Consider the following 18528-nt stretch of genomic DNA (forward strand, 5'->3'; position numbering starts at 1 on the left):
CCCTTTTCCCCCTTTATCCAAATAAAGAACGCCCCAAGCCAAATCGGCAACTGGGACGTTCTTCGTCTGATTAAATTATACGCCTCTATTCGTGTGTCAGCTACGATTTTCGTACTTTTTTTAACTACTTACTGTTTGTAAACCGAAACGATTGTAGTGTCTTGTCTAACAGAGCCTGCTGTTCTGCAGTGGCATTGGCATCATTCAGCGTAACGGTAATCGTGTAGACCACATCATTTTTACCAAACACAACCTGCTTACTGCGAAGAGGGATGCCATTTTTGATTTGATGTACAGTTATGATCGTAGCAGGGACATCCGCAATGGTAGATTCCACTACACTTTCTATACGAGAGCCTTTAGGATCATTATTTTTATTTTGATAAGCATCTTTGAGCACATTAACTGTATAATCCACTGAACCCTCGGGTTTTGAATTGATCTGTAGACGTCCTCCGCTGAAGCGATACTCAATCGACTGCGTCTCGAAAATATCCTGATAAGGTGTCCATAAACTTGGAATATCAATGGCATAACCGTAGGTTTTGGATACTTTGGTTAGTGTCTTATTTTTGAGCGTCTTATAATCATCACTAGCGAGCCGCCCGAAGTTCTCCTTCAGCAGAGCAAAATCAATATCAATAGAGGATATGATGGCTTTGAATTTTGCCTTATCGTCATCTTGCCCAGCAGCTGTTACATATTCAAAATAGTAACGATACCCATTTTTGAGTATGAGAGCTTGATATTCTGTAGTAACACCGTTGCCGTAATTTAGCTGTAGCTCATTAATTTGTGCGGATACGCCCGAGATCTCCGACTTGTTGCTGTCTTTCAGAATATAAGCATCCGCTACAAAGTTTTCTTTAGTTTTCATTTTCAGATCTTCAGCCCAGCTCTCTAGTGTAGAACCAGCAGGTGCCGAGGTAACTGCCACACTCAGATGACTTCCCTGCTTACTCTCGTAATAGAGATGCTGGTCGTCCTTACTCCAATCTGCGGGAACCTGTAGTGAAATCCCATAGTCCTCATTGTACGCGTCACGCAATCCACTTTTCACCGTAGAAAGATCACGGATTTTTTTGCTTTTAGTATCAAAAGAAGGCTGGAAAGAGTTAAGTAATCCTGTATATTTAGCAAAATCCTTATAATTAACTGCTTTGTTATCCGTCAAATAAATCTCGTAGAGTCGACCTTCAGCATATAACAGTCTGCTCTCCCAGAGCGCTCCACTGGAATCTTTACTGATCAATCTAGCATAAGGTACCGCGGCCTTGGGGAACGACTCCCGATCCAATATCAACTCCCCACCTGCCTCGACCTCCCGAACCAGCTGTTCCAGCAGCCCATCCGCATCCACCGCAACCGCCTGGTCACTTACATGAATCTCCACATAATATAGATTGTCCGCACTTGAAAAGGTAGCCACACTTTCATCTCCACCGCTATTTCCAGCAATCAGCCCAGAGGGATAATTCAGTGTCCATTGAAAATAGCTGTTCCCAATTTGAGTCTTACCAACATCGCTGTCAATCCCAGTCTCCTCTGGCGTTTCTTCTTCGTTGTCTATAGGCACTAGGGTAACCATTAGCTCACCCCCACTCCCTTGAGAGAGAGTCGCACCTAACACATCAGCTACAAAACGTAGCGGTACCATCAGCACGTCTGAAACCATCCGGGGCGCTGAGCCCAGTTTAACTTTGATCCCATCCTTCCAAGCGATATCACTCCCAATCGTCATCACCCCTGAATGAGCACCATAGGTTACTTTTACAACATTGTTCTGCTCTAAGGAAACAGTGCTGCCAAACGTCTTTTTAAAAACCCCAAGCGGGACCATAACCGTTCCATTCTCCGTATAAGGCCGCTCGATAGCCACCTTCTTACCATTCACCGTAGCTGAAGTACTGCCAACTTTTAGACTCAGCTGTAGCTTATCTCCTTGTGAAGCTAATACTGTTTGTATGGGTAATATAGAAAATAGCAGTAATAAGGTCAGCATCGCACAAAATCCTTGTTTTAAAATTTTCAAGCCCATTTACCGTCCCCCTCTCCAGTTTGCTAATCACTCTTCCGCGTGCTCGTCCCCATCCGTTTCATAATCATCTCCGCTTAACAATGGATCACCTTGAGTGAGCACGAGTTTACGGACGACGATATCCCCATCGCTTTGCATAACCAACCGCACAGTTGCTCCCGGCAGGTAGCTTTTGAACAATTCATTAATATCAACTAGTGAGACCACACGATGCCCATCAATGCTATACAAGACGTCCCCTTCAGCAACCCCTGACTTGAGCGCTTCTGAAGACACCACCTTAGTGACGGACAGCGGGTCCAGCGTTGGCAATCCCACAATCGTAGACCAGCTCGCCTCCAGCTCTAGCCCTAGACTCGGATGCTGTACCTCACCATATTTTAAAAGTTGGTTCATAATATACTGCACAGTATTCGCTGGAATCGAAAACCCCATATTTTCCACACCCACCGCTGAGTATTTCAGGCTGTTGATTCCCAGCACCTCACCTTTCATATTTACAAGCGGCCCTCCGCTGTTTCCGGGATTAATCGCAGTGTCACTCTGGATAAGACGATAAGCCGCATCTACCTCACGGTTAAGACCACTTATAACGCCTACAGTCGCTGAGTTTCGTAGAGAAAAGCTAATCGGTGTTCCGATAGCAATAACCTTCTCCCCAACCACTGTTTTGCTATTCGCTGGAATAAACTTGGCGGGCTTTAAATGGGTGGCATTGATTTTGATCAGCGCCAGATCACTAACTTCATCCAGATAGGTTTCTTTAACGCTGTAGGTTTTGGAGTCCGAAGTGACCACTATGGCATTTTGCAGATCCTTGATTACATGAGCATTGGTTACAATCCATCCGTTCGATTTCACAATGATGCCGGAGCCATGCGTCAGATTGTACCGATCATCCGGGCCACTATTCCCGCCACTCTCGTCTTTGCCGATAATGCCCACAACAGAAGGAGTGATACTTTTAATAATTCCAGGTATCGGATCTTCTGCCGCTGCTTTACTAACCACCTTACTAGTACTATCAAAAGCAAACACCGACTGACTCCATACTCCCGACAGCACTACGCCGCACAGTAATAGACCTAATCCTTTCTTCACCAGCTTCTCCCCAATACTCCTCATTCCTCACCAGACCCTCTCTTTGCTCATGGATAAATTTTACATTATATTATTTGAAAAAAGACGCCTTCAATGCGCCCATGGCGTTAAAGGAGTCTTTTGGTGCAAAGCTGTTCAATTTAGTTCTTTCATTAACTTAACCAATGCATCACCATGGCATAGTCAGAGATCACAAAAACCAGCAAGCTAACGGCTCCAAAACCAATGGCAAATTTGTTCTTCTGGGGAGCTTTCAATAGTCGAACAACCCCGACCAAAATCAAGATGGTAAATAAAATCATAAACACATCAAAGGTATGAAATTTAGACGGTCCTTGCGCGGCAACTTCTGCAAGCAGCATAACCTTACCTCCTCAAAAATGTTGTCAAGCAAGATCCAGTAATCCCCATATCACCTTCTATGTTATCGCTACCATTTGGGCGATGCAATAGGTTTTGTAGAAAAATTATGTATTTGTCGTAAAAAATATATTTTATCCCTGCAAAATCCGTAATAACGATGAGATTGATCACTGACAATTGGGGTGGCTTAGTGAAAGTACTGTGAGTCCAATCAACTCTATCGTCATGAAGGTTACAATAGAAAGTCCGTTAACTGCTTTAGAGATGAGATAAATTGAGCAGTGAATTGGAATTGGAATTGGAATTCAGAACTTAGAACTCTGGGCTCGAAATTTAGGGTGTTAATGAATTAGGGAAATATTCCCTAAAATTAATCGATTATCAGCTCATTTTGTGATTATCAGGGAATTCCTCCCTAAAAATCATTAGAAAACCGGCTATATGAATGAATCTACCCGATAATTAGGGAGGTTTTCCCGGATTTCACCTTTTATGATCTAAAAACTCGGATTTTCAGGGAGGTTTTCCCTAATCTAATAAACAGTTATTTGATAGAGTGATATGAATGATTAATTATTCGGTTTTCAAGGAACTTTTGACCCTAACGTTAGTCAATTACCCGTTAACCCTATCAACAGAATACTCCTCATTGAATCTTACTACGAACATGTCCTACATATGCCTACCTTGCCTATTATTAAATCCATTTTTTCTATAGAATCCGTATAACTTTTGCTAGAAAGATCACATCATATATCTATGAGCCGTCTTTCGTATAATTACCGGATAATCCTACAACGTCTTAAATGGCCTTGACTCCATTCTAGAGGACGAGGTTAGCCGTTCGTTGTTATTTGTTGGATATTTCCCCAGTAAAAACTATTGCTTACAACCTACAATAAAAGCCCCGGTAAGATACCGAGGCCTTATTATACATAGGTTATATTACTTACTATTTATTAAAGGGTTTCCGCCGTCTCAAGCATAAGCGCTTCGGTCCGCTCTGTATCACGAATCAGAACCGGCTTCAGATACTTACCTGTGTAAGACTCTGTGACTGTAATGATCTTCTCCGGTGTTCCTGTTGCCAGGACAGTACCCCCGCCGCTACCACCTTCCGGTCCCATATCGATGATATAATCCGCTGTCTTGATTACATCCAGATTATGTTCAATAACAAGAACAGATTCTCCGGAATCCACCAAACGATGCAACACCTCAAGGAGACGACCAATGTCATCTACATGCAGGCCTGTCGTAGGCTCATCCAAAATATAAAGTGTTTTACCCGTGCTGCGACGGTAGAGCTCAGAAGCCAATTTTACCCGCTGTGCTTCACCACCGGATAAAGTGGTTCCTGGTTGGCCAATCTTAATGTAACCAAGGCCTACATCCATTAGTGTTTGCATTTTACGATGGATACGCGGAATATTTACAAAGAACTCCGTTGCGTCCTCTACCGTCATCTCTAACACATCTGAAATGTTTTTGCCTTTATATTTCACTTCTAGTGTTTCCCGGTTATACCGTTTGCCCTTACATACTTCGCAAGGGACATACACATCCGGCAAGAAGTGCATCTCAATCTTAATGATCCCGTCTCCACGGCAAGCTTCACAACGTCCGCCTTTTACGTTAAAGCTGAAGCGTCCCTTTTGGAAACCACGTACCTTAGCCTCATTTGTCTTGGAGAACAGGTCACGGATGTCATCGAATACACCTGTATAGGTTGCTGGATTGGAACGCGGTGTCCGCCCGATTGGCGACTGATCGATTTCAATAACCTTATCGAGATTTTCTAGTCCACGAATTTCTTTATGCTGACCAGGACGCACCTTCACAGCCTTATTCAACTGCCGTGCCAGACTCTTGTAAAGAATCTCGTTGATAAGCGAGGATTTACCGGAACCCGATACACCTGTCACCGCTGTAAATACACCTAATGGAATCTTCACATTCACATTTTTCAGGTTATTCTCTTTAGCACCACGTATTTCTACCCAGCGATCATCGGTAGGACGGCGTTTAGCAGTAACCGGAATAAATTTACGTCCGCTTAAATATTCACCCGTTAATGAATTCGGATCTTTCATAATCTCTTCTGGCGTCCCTTGAGCCATAACTTGTCCACCATGAATACCTGCGCCCGGACCAATATCAATAATATAATCCGCTGCCATCATCGTATCTTCATCATGCTCTACAACAATCAGCGTGTTGCCTAAATCACGCATATGCGCAAGCGTAGAGATCAGGCGATCATTATCCCGTTGATGCAAACCAATACTTGGCTCATCCAGAATGTACAATACACCCATGAGACTTGAACCGATCTGAGTAGCCAACCGAATACGCTGCGCCTCACCACCGGAAAGCGAACCCGCTGCACGGCTAAGCGTCAAATAATCCAAACCTACATTCACAAGGAATCCAAGCCGATTACAGATCTCTTTTAAAATGAGATTGGCGATGGCTGTTTCTTTTTCGCTCAATTTTATCTCTTCAAACCAATGCTGGCAGTCTCCTATTGAAAGGTCCGTAACATCAGAAATATTATGATCGTTGATGGTCACAGCTAATATTTCTTTTTTCAGACGTTTACCTTTACATACATGACAAGGCTTAGCACTCATAAACCCTTCGATAAATTCACGAATACCATCCGAAGCAGTTTCACGGTAACGCCGCTCTAGGTTAGGTATAATCCCTTCAAAAGCAACCATCGCATCTTTCTTTTGACCGAAATCATTTTCATAACGGAAGCGGACTTTCTCACTGCCTGTACCATTCAGTAACTTATTCATATGATCAGGCGTCAGACTGCTTACAGGAACGTTTTGTGGAATTTTAAAGTGTTCACAAACCGACTTCAGAAATTGCGGATAGTAATTAGAAGTACTTCCAGTCCAAGCTAAAAAGGCACCTTCTTCAATGGATTTCTCAGCATCAGGAATAAGCAGGTCTGGATCGACAACCATTTTCATGCCAAGTCCATCGCACTCTGTACAAGCTCCAAACGGACTGTTGAAAGAGAACATCCGTGGTGCCAACTCTTCAATACTAAAACCACAAATTGGACAAGCAAAGTTTGAGCTGAAAAGCAGCTCTTCCTGGCCGATGATATCAACAAGGATTTTACCGCCCGAAAGCTTAAGCGCCGTCTCCAGTGAATCCGTCAGCCGGGTCTCCACATCGTCTTTAACAACGATCCGGTCTACCACAACTTCTATTGTATGTTTTTTATTCTTTTCTAGTTCAATATCCTCTGACAGATCTCTTAGCTCCCCGTCCACACGCACACGTACGAAGCCTTGCTTAGAGATATCTGTGAAAAGTCCTTTATGCTCACCTTTACGTCCTGAAATGATTGGCGCCAGGATCTGTAACCGAGTTTTCTCTGGATACTGCATAATCCGGTCTACCATCTGTTCAACGGTCTGGGAGGTAATCTCAATGCCATGCTCTGGGCAATGGGGATGACCAATACGTGCAAAGAGCAGCCGCAAATAGTCATAAATCTCCGTAACTGTACCTACCGTGGAGCGTGGGTTCCGGCTTGTTGTCTTCTGATCTATAGATATCGCCGGGGACAAACCATCAATCGAATCCACATCTGGTTTCTCCATTTGTCCCAAAAACTGACGTGCATAAGCCGACAAAGATTCAACATAACGCCGTTGTCCTTCAGCATAAATCGTATCAAATGCAAGCGACGATTTACCTGAGCCGCTAAGTCCCGTCAGCACGACGAAACGGTCACGTGGAATCGTCACATCGATGTTTTTGAGATTGTGCGCCCTCGCGCCTTTAATTACAATATTTTCGTTCGCCAACGGAACCTCTCCTTTTAAAAAAACTATTTCAACTTTATTTCAAAATATTCTCAAAGCCTTTTCAAAGCCCTTTCAAAGCCTTTCGATCCCTCCCAAACCCTCCCTTCCAAGGGAGGGCCCCAAGGGTTGCACCCTCTGGACACCCGCATTTTCTGGAGAAGGAGTATGGTGGGACGTAACTTAGTGACTACAATGCTCAGAGCGCTTATCCCTACGGGACCGCTTGGACGTTAGCGCACTAACTAAAGACAGGTACATGCAACTGTCATAAACGTTGCATGGTGCTGTCCCTGCGGGATACGCATAAGTGCCAAGTTCATTGCATGGTGCTGTCCCTGTGGGATACGCATAAGTGCCGAGTGCATTTCGGGCGCTGTCCCTGCGGATACGCATAAGTGTCATAAACATCGCGGGATACGCGACCCTCTATTGATTCAAAAAGAACGGTCTAGGACAGCACCGTTCAATACCTATTTTAAATATCGGTGATGCATTAATGGTTTGTTACTCAGCCCGAAGCTCCAGCAATGCGTCGCGTAGCTCTGCCGCGCGTTCGAATTGCAGGTTCTTGGCAGCGTCCTTCATTTCAGCTTCCAGACGCTGGATCAGACTTTGTTTTTCTTTCTTATTCATCTTGCCACCAACACCTGTGAGATAATCAGCTTTAGACTCAGCAACCTTCGTTGCCTCGATGATGTCACGCACTTTTTTATTAATAGTGGTGGGGGTGATGCCATGTTTCTCATTATGAGCAATTTGAATGGCGCGACGGCGTGATGTTTCACTCATCGCCTTCTCCATCGAATCAGTGATCCGATCACCATACATGATTACACGACCCTCAGAGTTACGAGCCGCACGGCCAATCGTCTGAATTAGTGAACGTTCGGAACGAAGGAACCCTTCTTTATCGGCATCGAGAATTGCAACTAAAGATACCTCCGGTAAGTCGAGACCTTCTCTCAGGAGGTTAATCCCTACCAGTACATGGAACGTACCAAGACGAAGATCCCGCAAGATCGCCATCCGTTCCAGTGTTTTGATGTCAGAGTGCATATAACGAACCTTAATCCCGATTTCCTTAAAGTAGTCTGTCAGATCCTCCGACATCTTCTTCGTCAAAGTGGTAACGAGTACACGTTCATCGCGTTCGACCCGGTCACGGATTTCGCTAATCAGATCATCAATCTGACCTTCTGTAGGACGGACCTCGATGATTGGATCCAATAAACCAGTCGGACGGATAATCTGCTGCACCATAGTTTCGCAGTGTTCCATTTCATAAGGTCCAGGTGTCGCGGAAACGTAAATGATCTGGTTTACTTTATCTTCGAACTCTTCGAACTGAAGCGGACGGTTATCCAGTGCAGAAGGCAGACGGAAACCATGCTCTACCAACACTGTTTTACGCGCCCGGTCACCGTTATACATCGCCCGAATTTGCGGAAGGGTAACATGGGATTCATCTACGACGATTAACATATCATCAGGAAAATAATCCATTAACGTATATGGAGTTGCTCCCGGTTCCCTGAAGGTTAGTGGCCCGGAATAGTTCTCGATCCCCGAACAGAAACCCACTTCCTTCATCATTTCAATGTCGTAACGTGTCCGTTGTTCCAAACGTTGCGCTTCCAGAAGCTTGCCTGCGTCACGAAGCACGGTCAACCGCTCTTCTAGCTCCCGTTCAATATTGACTATTGCTACACGCATCGTTTCTTCCTTGGTAACAAAGTGAGAAGCCGGAAAAATGGCGACATGATCGCGTTCACCGATCAATTCGCCCGTTAAAACATCTATTTCAGTGATCCGCTCAATCTCATCCCCAAACAATTCAACACGAATCGCATGTTCACCCTGAGAGGCCGGGAAGATCTCAACCACATCACCACGTACACGGAATGTTCCGCGTACAAAATTGATATCATTGCGCTGGTATTGAATATCCACCAGTCTGCTCAGAATCTCATTGCGCGGTTTCTCCATCCCAACCCGCAAGGACAACAGCAAGCTTCCGTATTCCATTGGTGAACCGAGACCGTAAATACAAGACACACTCGCTACAATAATAACGTCACGCCGTTCGAACAAGGAGCTTGTCGCGGAGTGGCGAAGTTTATCAATCTCTTCGTTAATACTGGAATCTTTCTCAATATAAGTATCGGAGGAGGGAATATACGCCTCTGGTTGGTAATAGTCGTAGTAGCTGACGAAATAGTCTACCGAATTATTCGGGAAAAACTCCTTAAACTCACTTGCCAGCTGGGCAGCGAGTGTCTTGTTATGCGCAATAACCAGCGTGGGGCGATTTAATTTGGAAATAACTTGCGCGACAGTAAAGGTCTTCCCTGTACCTGTCGCTCCCAGCAGCGTCTGGTGCTTCTTACCCTGCCGGATGCCTTGTAGTAATTCATCTATGGCATGAGGCTGATCGCCCTGGGGTGTATACTCGGACTCCAATTCAAAAGTCTTCGTACTGACGACAATATCACTCATTTGCCCGTCTCCCCTCTATCGTCTAAACTAGATTAATATATTATAATTGTTGTCTGAATCTTCTCTCTCCATACGACAGTAAAAAATATGGAAGATAAGAATATGTGTTCCCGTTCATTATACAGTGTTGCTTAGATCGATGCAAACCATAATACACAGAAATGTTAGGAGCTTGAAGCATGGATATTACCGCAATAATCGGCCTAGTGGCCGGACTGGCTGCGCTAATCGGCGGCTACCTCTGGGAAGGCGGAAGCCTTTCCGGACTGCTGCAGCTTAATGCAGCTTTGATTGTATTTGGAGGTACGATTGCTGCCGTAATGATCAGCTTCCCGGCAGCTAAGCTACGCTCCATTCCCGCCGCTCTGCGCATGGCTTTTGGCCGCAATCCTGAACGTGATGAAGAGAAAGCAGAAGAGCTTATCGCAATGGCCACAGTGGCCCGCCGCGGCGGCGTTTTAATGCTCGAAAAACAAGCGGAACTACATCCTGATCCTTTTACACGCGAAGGACTGTTGCTTATCGTCGATGGCACTGACCCTGAGCAGGTAAGACAGATTTTGGAATTGGAAATGGATGCGAAAGAATTGAAGCATGAAAGCTACGCCAAGATTTTTGAAGCCGCTGGCGGATATGCTCCAACGATGGGGATCATCGGTACAGTTATGGGACTCATTAGGGTACTGGGCAACCTTACGGACCCATCAAATCTAGGTACCTCTATCGCAGTAGCGTTCACTGCAACACTGTACGGAGTAGCCATCGCTAATCTAATATTTTTACCCATTGCTTCCAAAATCAAATCCCGCAGCCAAAGTGAGCTGCATAGCATGGAGATGCTGCTAGTAGGCATTCTTTCTCTACAGAACGGGGATCATCCGCTGCTGGTGCGTAAAAAACTGAACTCCTTCATTTCAGACACCACCACAGATGACCGTGCAGAAGCAAGAGGTTTTATATGAGACAAAGAGACCGGCGCAAACGGCGGGTAGAGAATCGAGAAAGCCGTGATCGTTGGATGATTACTTACGCTGATCTAATTACACTTTTACTTATATTTTTCGTTATATTGTATGCGATGAGCAGCCTGGACACTGACAAATATAATATCGTAACCGGCTCTTTATCCGAGACTTTCAAGTCGAGCAGCACTGTTCTTGAAGGCGGGGACGGTATTTTAGATGCTGGAAAGACCCCTGACAACAAACCAGAGAGTACAGATGGGAATGGAAATGCGAACGCAACTGCAAAACCAAATGACGGTTCTGATGAACAAACGGAGAATGAAACACCTTCAGCACGGGAGTTGGCTTTTCGAGAACAAGAGGCGAAGCTTGCTGAGTTAATGGGTGTGATCACCCACTATGTGGAGGAGAATAATCTCGGTGAACAAATATTTGTAGCCGACAAACCGCAGGGCATAGAAATCACGCTCAGCGACCGTTTTCTTTTTGATGTGGGTAAAGCAGATGTGAAGTCACCAGCCCTTCCAGCTCTTCAGCAGTTGTCTGGCTTATTCAAAGATATCGGGGCAACGATTAGCATTGAAGGACATACGGATAATACACCAGTGTCATCAGCTTCACGTTATAACGACAATTGGGAGCTATCGGGTGCTCGTGCGCTTTCTGTGCTGCGCTTTTTCTTAGATAATGAAGGACTGAACCCGGACACTTTTCAATATGCAGGTTATGCCGATACCCGACCAACAGCAGATAATACTACGGTAGCAGGCAAACAGAAAAATCGACGCGTAGAGATCATTGTACTTCGACAGCTTCAAGAGGTGGAATAAAAGTTTGCGCTCAGAGCTAAGTTCGGCAGCAGGGGCAATGGCAATTACCACATTGAGCTAACAAGGGGCTTCATCCAATTTAATTAGGGAAAACCTCCCTGATTATTCACCTATTATCGTATCCAATCGCGGAATGAGGGAATTTCTCCCTGATTATTACTCTTTTTAGTCTGAAATAGTGGTTTTACCGAGATGATTAGGGAGGAATTTCCTAAAACCCTAACTCTCACGCTATAATCGTCTAAAATGAGGGAGGTTTTCCCTAATTCCATACTCCACTAGACCCTCAAACCACTCGATTGGGTTTACGAATACTCGCACAATCTACATAAGAAACACAAACAGCAAGTCCCCGAATCACAGAAACTTGCTGCTAAAAATATCACACTTGATCAGACTATTTTCCGTCCCCGATTTCCAATTATTCAGCAACTAACGCGCTATAACCAGCTGCATCTAACAGACCTTTTACAGCATCAGCATACTCTCCATCAACTTCAATCTCAAAAATCCAACCCCCGCCATACGGCTGATCATTGATAAGCTCCGGACTAGCTTCTAATCCATCATTCACCTTGGTAACCGTCCCAGAGACGGGCGAATACAACTCCGATACCGTCTTAACGGATTCGATACTGCCTACGCTGTCACCGGCCGAAATGGTCGATCCTACCTCAGGAAACTCAACAAATACGATGTCGCCTAATAAATGCTGAGCATGGTCCGTAATCCCAACACGTACTACTCGCCCTTCTACTTGCTGTGCCCATTCATGCTCTTCGCTGTAAAGAAGGTTGTCTAATACTTCACTCATTTCAAGCCGCCTCATTTCCAATTTGGAGTTCTAAATTTAGTTATAGCCTAAGTTATCCCGGCTCACAATGTCAATATTACTAACAGGAAATTTAAATTTGTCATTTTTTCGACGTTTTCTTGTTGACAGCGCCCGACTATACCCGTTTAATGGAGACATACAAGAAGAAATGACGTTGTCGTCTTTTTATAGACAATAACCGTTTCTCGAAGAAATATAATTGCGGATGATGGCATAGGGAGAGACTGTCTCACTTGAAGACGGCGCCGAAGGAGTAAGCCCTAACAGGGGTGAATCTCTCAGGCAAAAGGACCTTTGTCGGACGTATCTCTGGAGAGCATCAGACGCAAGGCTAGATGCGTCAGATCACCAACGGGGAAACCTGCAAGCTAGTTACGGCAGGGTAACTCTCAGGTACAAAGGACAGAGCAGAAAGCGATTTGTGCATTTATGCATGATTGCTTCTGCCTGTCCTTTTTTCGTATGTAATCAGATCAAGGGGAGTGACGACATGGATGCTTTGAGAAGAACACCTTTTTATGATCTCTATTCCGCTTATACGGAGTCCAGGTGCATTGACTTCGGTGGCTGGGAGCTGCCAGTACAGTTTACAGGTATCGTGAAAGAGCACGAAGCCGTTCGCCAGCAGGCTGGGCTGTTCGATGTCTCGCATATGGGTGAATTCATGGTGATTGGGAGCGGTGCAGAAGACTTTTTGCAAAAAATGACAACCAATGATGTCAGCCGCCTTACAGATGGTGCGGCGCAATATACGCTGCTCTGTTATCCAAATGGCGGAGTTGTCGACGACCTACTCGTGTATCGCCTAAGCGAAGGGCATTATATGCTCGTCGTTAATGCCTCCAACATCGACAAAGACTTCCAGTGGCTGCAAGAGCATTTGACCTCTGAATTCGGCGAAGTCACGCTCACTAATGTCTCTGACGAGACGCTTTTGCTCGCCTTGCAGGGTCCTCTGGCAGAGACCATTCTCGCGGAAGTTACGGATGCTCCTATTTCAGCACTCAAGCCTTTCCATTTCATCGAACGCGCCACCGTTTGCGGTGTAGAGGTACTTATCTCCCGTACGGGTTATACCGGTGAAGATGGCTTCGAGATTTACGCTCCGCTGGAAGGTGCAGAAACGTTATGGAACGGACTGCTTGCAGCAGGCGCGCCCCACGGATTAACACCTGCTGGACTGGGTGCACGGGATACCCTGCGTTTTGAGGCGAAATTACCACTGTACGGTCAGGAGCTATCTGCTGACATCACCCCGCTTGAAGCAGGAGTACAGTTCTTCGTGAAGCTGGACAAAATAGACTTTATCGGACGCGATGCACTAATACAGCAAAAAGAAGCTGGCATTCCCCGTCGCCTTGTCGGCCTAGAAATGATTGATCGAGGCATTCCACGCTCCCATTATCCTGTTTGGGCAGATGGGGTTAAGATTGGTGAGGTCACAACCGGAACGCAGTCCCCTACGCTGAAACGTAACCTGGGGTTGGCATTGCTTGATGCTGCTTACAGTGAAATAGGCACAGAGGTTTACGTGGAGATACGCGGTAAGCAGCTTAAGGCTGTAGTGATTAAGGCCCCTTTTTACAAGTATAAACGCCTTTAGCGTCCATATAAGGACGGTGAACTTTTAAGCGAGAAATAGAAGGATAAAGTATAGCGTGAAAATTGTACTTTCTTATATTTTAAAAAAGCCAAGGAGTGAAACCTTAATGAAGCACCGTTATCTGCCCATGACAGAACAGGACCGCGTAGAGATGATGGAGACCGTCGGGATTCAGTCTATAGATGAGCTGTTCTCCGATATTCCTGAAGCGGTACGTTACCAAGGCACTATGCCGATGTCTGAACCACTCGATGAATACGCCCTGCTGCGCCACATGAAAGGTTTGGCTGACCAAAATGCCGACTTTGATTCTCACGCCAGCTTCCTCGGCGCCGGATTATACGATCATCACATCCCTGTGGTCATCAACCATGTCATTTCCCGTTCTGAATTCTACACTGCCTACACTCCTTATCAACCGGAGATCAGCCAAGGTGAGCTGCAAGCGATCTTCGAATTCCAATCCTACATTTGCGAACTAACCGGTATGAAAGTTGCCAATGCCAGTATGTATGATGGCGCTACAGCTTTATCCGAAGCAGCGGTTCTCGCGGCTGGTGCTACCAAACGCAAAAAATTAATCGTCTCCCGTACCGTTCATCCTGAGGCTCGCCAAGTGCTACGTACTTCGGCTAATGCTTGGGGTCTGGAGGTGGTGGAGATTGACTATAAAGACGGTGTTACCGATCAAGCTAAACTTGCTGAAGCTATCGATGGTGATACTGCCGCAGTACTGGTGCAATCGCCTAACTTCTTCGGCAGCATTGAGGATCTTCGCTCGGTTGAGCCGCTGATTCACGCGGTTAAAGGTCTTCTTGTAGTCAGCGCCAACCCAATAGCTCTTGGTGTACTTGAAACTCCGGGCAAACTTGGAGCCGACATCGTAGTCGGTGATGCTCAGCCACTCGGTATTCCAGCTTCTCTCGGGGGTCCAACTTGCGGATTCTTTGCCGTAGCTGATCACCTGATGCGCCGCATGCCAGGCCGGATCGTTGGCCAAACGGTAGACCGTAATGGTAAACGCGGCTTCGTTCTTACACTTCAAGCGCGTGAACAGCATATTCGTCGTGAAAAAGCGACATCGAATATCTGCTCCAATCAGGCGCTGCTGGCTCTCTGCGCATCCGTCTATTTGTCCGTTATGGGCAAAGAAGGCATGCGGGAAGTAGGCGAACTGAACATTCGCAAAAGTCATTACGCCGCTAATAAACTTAGCGGACTAACAGGTGCTGAACTTGCCTTCTCCTCCCCATTCTTTAACGAATTTGTCGTGAAGCTTCCTGAAGGCTGCAGCGTGAGCGCTATTAATTCGAAGCTACTGAAGGACGGTTATCTCGGCGGTTATGATCTGGGTCGTGATTATCCTGAACTTGCTGGACATATGCTGGTTGCCGTAACGGAAAAAAGAAGCAAAACCGAAATCGACCAATTCGCTAGCGCACTGGAGGGCTGTTTATGAAACCGGAGCAAAGTCTAATTTTTGAATTAAGCCGTCCCGGCCGTTCGGCCTATTCTTTGCCACTATGCGATGTGCCGCAGGAAGAAACCTTGGAGTCCCTGATTCCATCAGATTTACTCCGTAGCGAACCCGTCGTACTTCCAGAAGTATCGGAAGTGGATGTCATTCGCCACTACACTTCTCTTTCACGTCGCAACTTTGGTGTAGACAATGGCTTCTATCCACTCGGTTCATGCACGATGAAATACAATCCGAAGATTAACGAAGATGTTGCCCGCTTCTCCGGCTTCGCCAAAATTCATCCCTACCAACCGGAAGAAAGTATTCAAGGCGCACTGGAATTAATGTATACCCTGCAAAATGATCTGTCCGCGCTGACGGGCATGGATGCAGTATCTTTACAGCCTGCCGCAGGTGCGCATGGTGAATGGACCGGCCTCATGATGATCCGCGCCTACCATGAAAGTCGCGGCGAGACGCGTACTAAGGTTATCGTGCCGGATTCCTCGCACGGAACCAATCCTGCTAGTGCCTCAGCAGCAGGACTTGAAACGATCACGATCCCTTCCACAGATAAAGGAATGGTCGATCTTGAAGCATTGAAAGCAGCCGTCGGTAGCGACACAGCCGCGCTGATGCTAACTAACCCAAGCACACTCGGCTTGTTCGAAACCCAAATCGTCGAGATTGCTGAGATCGTGCATGAAGCAGGCGGCCTACTCTATTACGATGGAGCCAACTCCAATGCCATTATGGGCATTACCCGCCCTGGCGACATGGGCTTTGACGTTGTGCATCTGAACTTGCACAAGACAATGAGCACCCCACATGGTGGTGGCGGCCCTGGAGCCGGACCAGTCGGCGTAAAATCTATCCTCATTCCATTATTGCCACAACCTACTGTGGTGAAGAATGAAGATAGTAGCTTCTCACTTCACTTCGGTGGTCCTGAATCCATTGGACGTGTGAAAGCTTTTTACGGAAACTTTGGTATTCTGGTTCGTGCCTATGCCTATATCCGCACCTATGGTCCAGACGGACTGCGTGAGGTATCCGAAAATGCCGTGCTGAATGCAAACTATATGATGCACCGTCTGGCGCCGTATTTCGAAATCCCATATCCGGGTGTATGTAAGCATGAATTCGTGATGTCCGGCAAAAACCTCAAGCAATATGGCGTGCGCACCTTAGACGTCGCTAAACGATTGCTCGACTTTGGCTACCACCCGCCAACCGTGTACTTCCCTTTGACTGTTGAGGAATGCATGATGATCGAGCCGACGGAAACCGAAAGTAAAGAAACACTGGACGGCTTCATCGATACGATGATTCAGATTGTGAAAGAAGCGCAGGAGACACCGGAAATCGTAATCAACGCACCGCATACTACAGAGATTAGCCGTTTGGATGAGACACAGGCTGCGCGTAAGCCGGTTTTGAATTGTTCTTGCGGGTAAGGATAATGTCCTCCTCTAAGAAAAATTCTCTCGGAGTCTCTCGAAGATGTAACCGAATCCTTCATTAGGTGGCTACTATTCTTGCAATAATAGAAGCCAAATCAGATAAGTTAGAGTTCCAAGCAAACCAAAAATGCGGCTGTCTTTCAAAGTCATGAAGACTTCGAGACAGCCGCTGCCTATATCTAGTATGTAAGTAAGACCAGAAAAAGTTAAGCTTGATGTCTAGTCCGCCAGTTTTTTTACAAACTGCTTCCTTTCATTCACACGTAGCTTCGTATAAATATTCTTTACAATATTTCTTACCGTTCCTTCACTGATGCCCAGTTCACCCGAAATATGCAGAGCTCCTTTTTCTGACAACCACAAGTGAGCAACCTCTCTCTCTCTTGCAGTAAGTCTGTATTCTTGAAATCTGGCTTCTAGGTCCTGCTTCCTCAAATCAGAACTCTCCAACCATCTTCTGCTAATATTGTCCGTTATTTGTTGTATAAAAGGGATCGCAAATCGTGATGAATTCTGCGATTCTGCTCACCTCACTATGTACCAGTTGTACCATTGCATTATGATAGTGCGGTTCTAACTCTCCATCACTATATTTCAAGACCACTAAGTATGTTACAAGCTTTCATTTTTACACAAAGCACAATAATCGATAAAAGTAAATATCTAACAGGGGATATATAACTTTTTTTATCACAGCACTATTGTTGTATTTGTAAGTGCTTGATAAGTTGAACAGTTAGGAGATCATGAATATGAACATGCTTGATAACCTGATAATTGAAAAGAATAAAAAACTTCACTTCGAAAACATGGCTGTCTACCAGGCGAAAATGAATTCTGAAAATGTTGGATCAAATAAGCATCAATTAGTGCGTCGGTAATCTGCCGTCTTGACAACTTATAATGAGGAGTGGGAATGAATGAACAATATCAAATTCTTATTCAGTAACTTGAGCAGTTACGTTGATAAGAATCCTATCGTTGGATTACTTATACTTATTATATTTGTTGGTAGTTGTTCTTTAATTATCTTTAATACAGGTAAGAACATCGGGGAATTATTATATTCATTGAAAAAATAAAATTTTTGATCATTTAATAAATGCTTTACAGGCGATTTTATGGCATTCACAAAATATCATTGCGTCAAACAATACGACATCAAAGATTGCGGAGCATCCTGTCTTGCGACCATCTCCAACCGATGCTGAACTCATCACTTATTATTCAGTCCTATGGTCTAGCCAGATTGCACACAAAAATATAATACAACAACTCGAAGAAAAACTGGCTAGTTATAAGCCGGAAGCCAATGAAATTGATTTTGAATACTCAGAACTAAAAGAGCAGCGATTGGAACTCGTACGCGTCTCCCAGGATAATGATACTCTCCTAAAAAACAGGTTAATCTCAGCGGCTCAGGCAGATCAGAACAAGCTGGATTTACTAAACTTAAATCAGCAATTCGATAAGCAAAAAGTAAAGTACGGTTTATTCCAAGCAAAAGTTACTTTGGCTCTTAGTGGAGTTATCCTCTAATAA

The 18528-nt window shown here is 45.3% G+C and carries 13 protein-coding genes and 1 riboswitch; of the genes, 6 read left to right on the top strand and 7 right to left on the bottom strand.

Going from position 1 to position 18528, the window contains the following annotated elements; all coding sequences use genetic code 11:
- Nucleotides 1–124: 124 nt before the first annotated feature.
- The 5 genes from NST58_RS30145 to uvrB form a co-directional block, all read right to left on the bottom strand.
- Complete coding sequence (locus NST58_RS30145; protein WP_076276880.1) at nucleotides 125–2038, bottom strand: stalk domain-containing protein; 1914 nt, start codon at nucleotides 2036–2038, stop codon at nucleotides 125–127.
- A 27-nt stretch (nucleotides 2039–2065) separates the two neighbouring features.
- Nucleotides 2066–3115 carry a trypsin-like peptidase domain-containing protein gene (locus NST58_RS30150; RefSeq protein WP_249267658.1) on the bottom strand — a complete coding sequence of 350 codons (1050 nt, stop codon included), beginning with the start codon at nucleotides 3113–3115 and terminating at the stop codon, nucleotides 2066–2068.
- A gap of 176 nt (nucleotides 3116–3291) precedes the next feature.
- Nucleotides 3292–3501 (bottom strand): DUF2759 family protein, encoded by a 210-nt coding sequence (locus NST58_RS30155; protein ID WP_036678627.1) that lies wholly within the window; start codon nucleotides 3499–3501, stop codon nucleotides 3292–3294.
- Between the two features lie 960 nt (nucleotides 3502–4461).
- Complete coding sequence (uvrA, locus tag NST58_RS30160; RefSeq protein WP_076137311.1) at nucleotides 4462–7335, bottom strand: excinuclease ABC subunit UvrA; 2874 nt, start codon at nucleotides 7333–7335, stop codon at nucleotides 4462–4464.
- Between the two features lie 504 nt (nucleotides 7336–7839).
- Nucleotides 7840–9831, bottom strand: coding sequence for an excinuclease ABC subunit UvrB (gene uvrB / locus NST58_RS30165; protein ID WP_036678623.1), 1992 nt, complete (start codon nucleotides 9829–9831; stop codon nucleotides 7840–7842).
- 179 nt (nucleotides 9832–10010) lie between these two features.
- Here uvrB and NST58_RS30170 point away from each other — a divergent pair, with 179 nt between their 5' ends.
- On the top strand, nucleotides 10011–10793 hold the full coding sequence (locus NST58_RS30170) for a flagellar motor protein (RefSeq protein ID WP_076123782.1): 783 nt from the start codon (nucleotides 10011–10013) through the stop codon (nucleotides 10791–10793).
- Nucleotides 10790–11626 carry a flagellar motor protein MotB gene (locus NST58_RS30175; protein ID WP_339245211.1) on the top strand — a complete coding sequence of 279 codons (837 nt, stop codon included), beginning with the start codon at nucleotides 10790–10792 and terminating at the stop codon, nucleotides 11624–11626. The genes NST58_RS30170 and NST58_RS30175 overlap by 4 nt, the downstream gene beginning before the upstream one ends.
- Before the next feature lie 421 nt (nucleotides 11627–12047).
- Here the strand turns inward: NST58_RS30175 and gcvH are convergent, their stop codons facing one another.
- The gene (gene gcvH / locus NST58_RS30180) at nucleotides 12048–12440 is read right to left on the bottom strand and encodes a glycine cleavage system protein GcvH (RefSeq protein WP_036678614.1); all 393 of its coding nucleotides are present in this window, start codon (nucleotides 12438–12440) and stop codon (nucleotides 12048–12050) included.
- 226 nt (nucleotides 12441–12666) lie between these two features.
- Nucleotides 12667–12765, top strand: a riboswitch (glycine riboswitch).
- 186 nt (nucleotides 12766–12951) lie between these two features.
- Here gcvH and gcvT point away from each other — a divergent pair.
- The 3 genes from gcvT (at nucleotide 12952) to gcvPB (ending at nucleotide 16980) form a co-directional block, all read left to right on the top strand.
- A complete protein-coding gene (gene gcvT / locus NST58_RS30185; protein ID WP_076276884.1) occupies nucleotides 12952–14064 on the top strand; it encodes a glycine cleavage system aminomethyltransferase GcvT in 1113 nt (370 codons plus the stop codon).
- A gap of 106 nt (nucleotides 14065–14170) precedes the next feature.
- A complete protein-coding gene (gene gcvPA, locus NST58_RS30190; protein WP_076276885.1) occupies nucleotides 14171–15523 on the top strand; it encodes an aminomethyl-transferring glycine dehydrogenase subunit GcvPA in 1353 nt (450 codons plus the stop codon).
- Nucleotides 15520–16980 (top strand): aminomethyl-transferring glycine dehydrogenase subunit GcvPB, encoded by a 1461-nt coding sequence (gene gcvPB, locus NST58_RS30195; RefSeq protein WP_076276886.1) that lies wholly within the window; start codon nucleotides 15520–15522, stop codon nucleotides 16978–16980. The genes gcvPA and gcvPB overlap by 4 nt, the downstream gene beginning before the upstream one ends.
- A gap of 225 nt (nucleotides 16981–17205) precedes the next feature.
- Here gcvPB and NST58_RS30200 read toward each other — a convergent pair whose 3' ends face one another.
- Nucleotides 17206–17421, bottom strand: a complete 216-nt coding sequence (locus NST58_RS30200) for a helix-turn-helix transcriptional regulator (protein WP_076220896.1) — start codon at nucleotides 17419–17421, stop codon at nucleotides 17206–17208.
- A gap of 750 nt (nucleotides 17422–18171) precedes the next feature.
- Between NST58_RS30200 and NST58_RS30205 the strand changes: the two genes are divergently transcribed.
- Nucleotides 18172–18525, top strand: a complete 354-nt coding sequence (locus tag NST58_RS30205; protein WP_339245216.1) for a hypothetical protein — start codon at nucleotides 18172–18174, stop codon at nucleotides 18523–18525.
- Nucleotides 18526–18528: the final 3 nt, after the last annotated feature.

The organism is Paenibacillus sp. FSL R10-2796, assembly GCF_037965315.1.
In the GTDB taxonomy this organism is placed as follows: domain Bacteria; phylum Bacillota; class Bacilli; order Paenibacillales; family Paenibacillaceae; genus Paenibacillus_AQ; species Paenibacillus_AQ odorifer.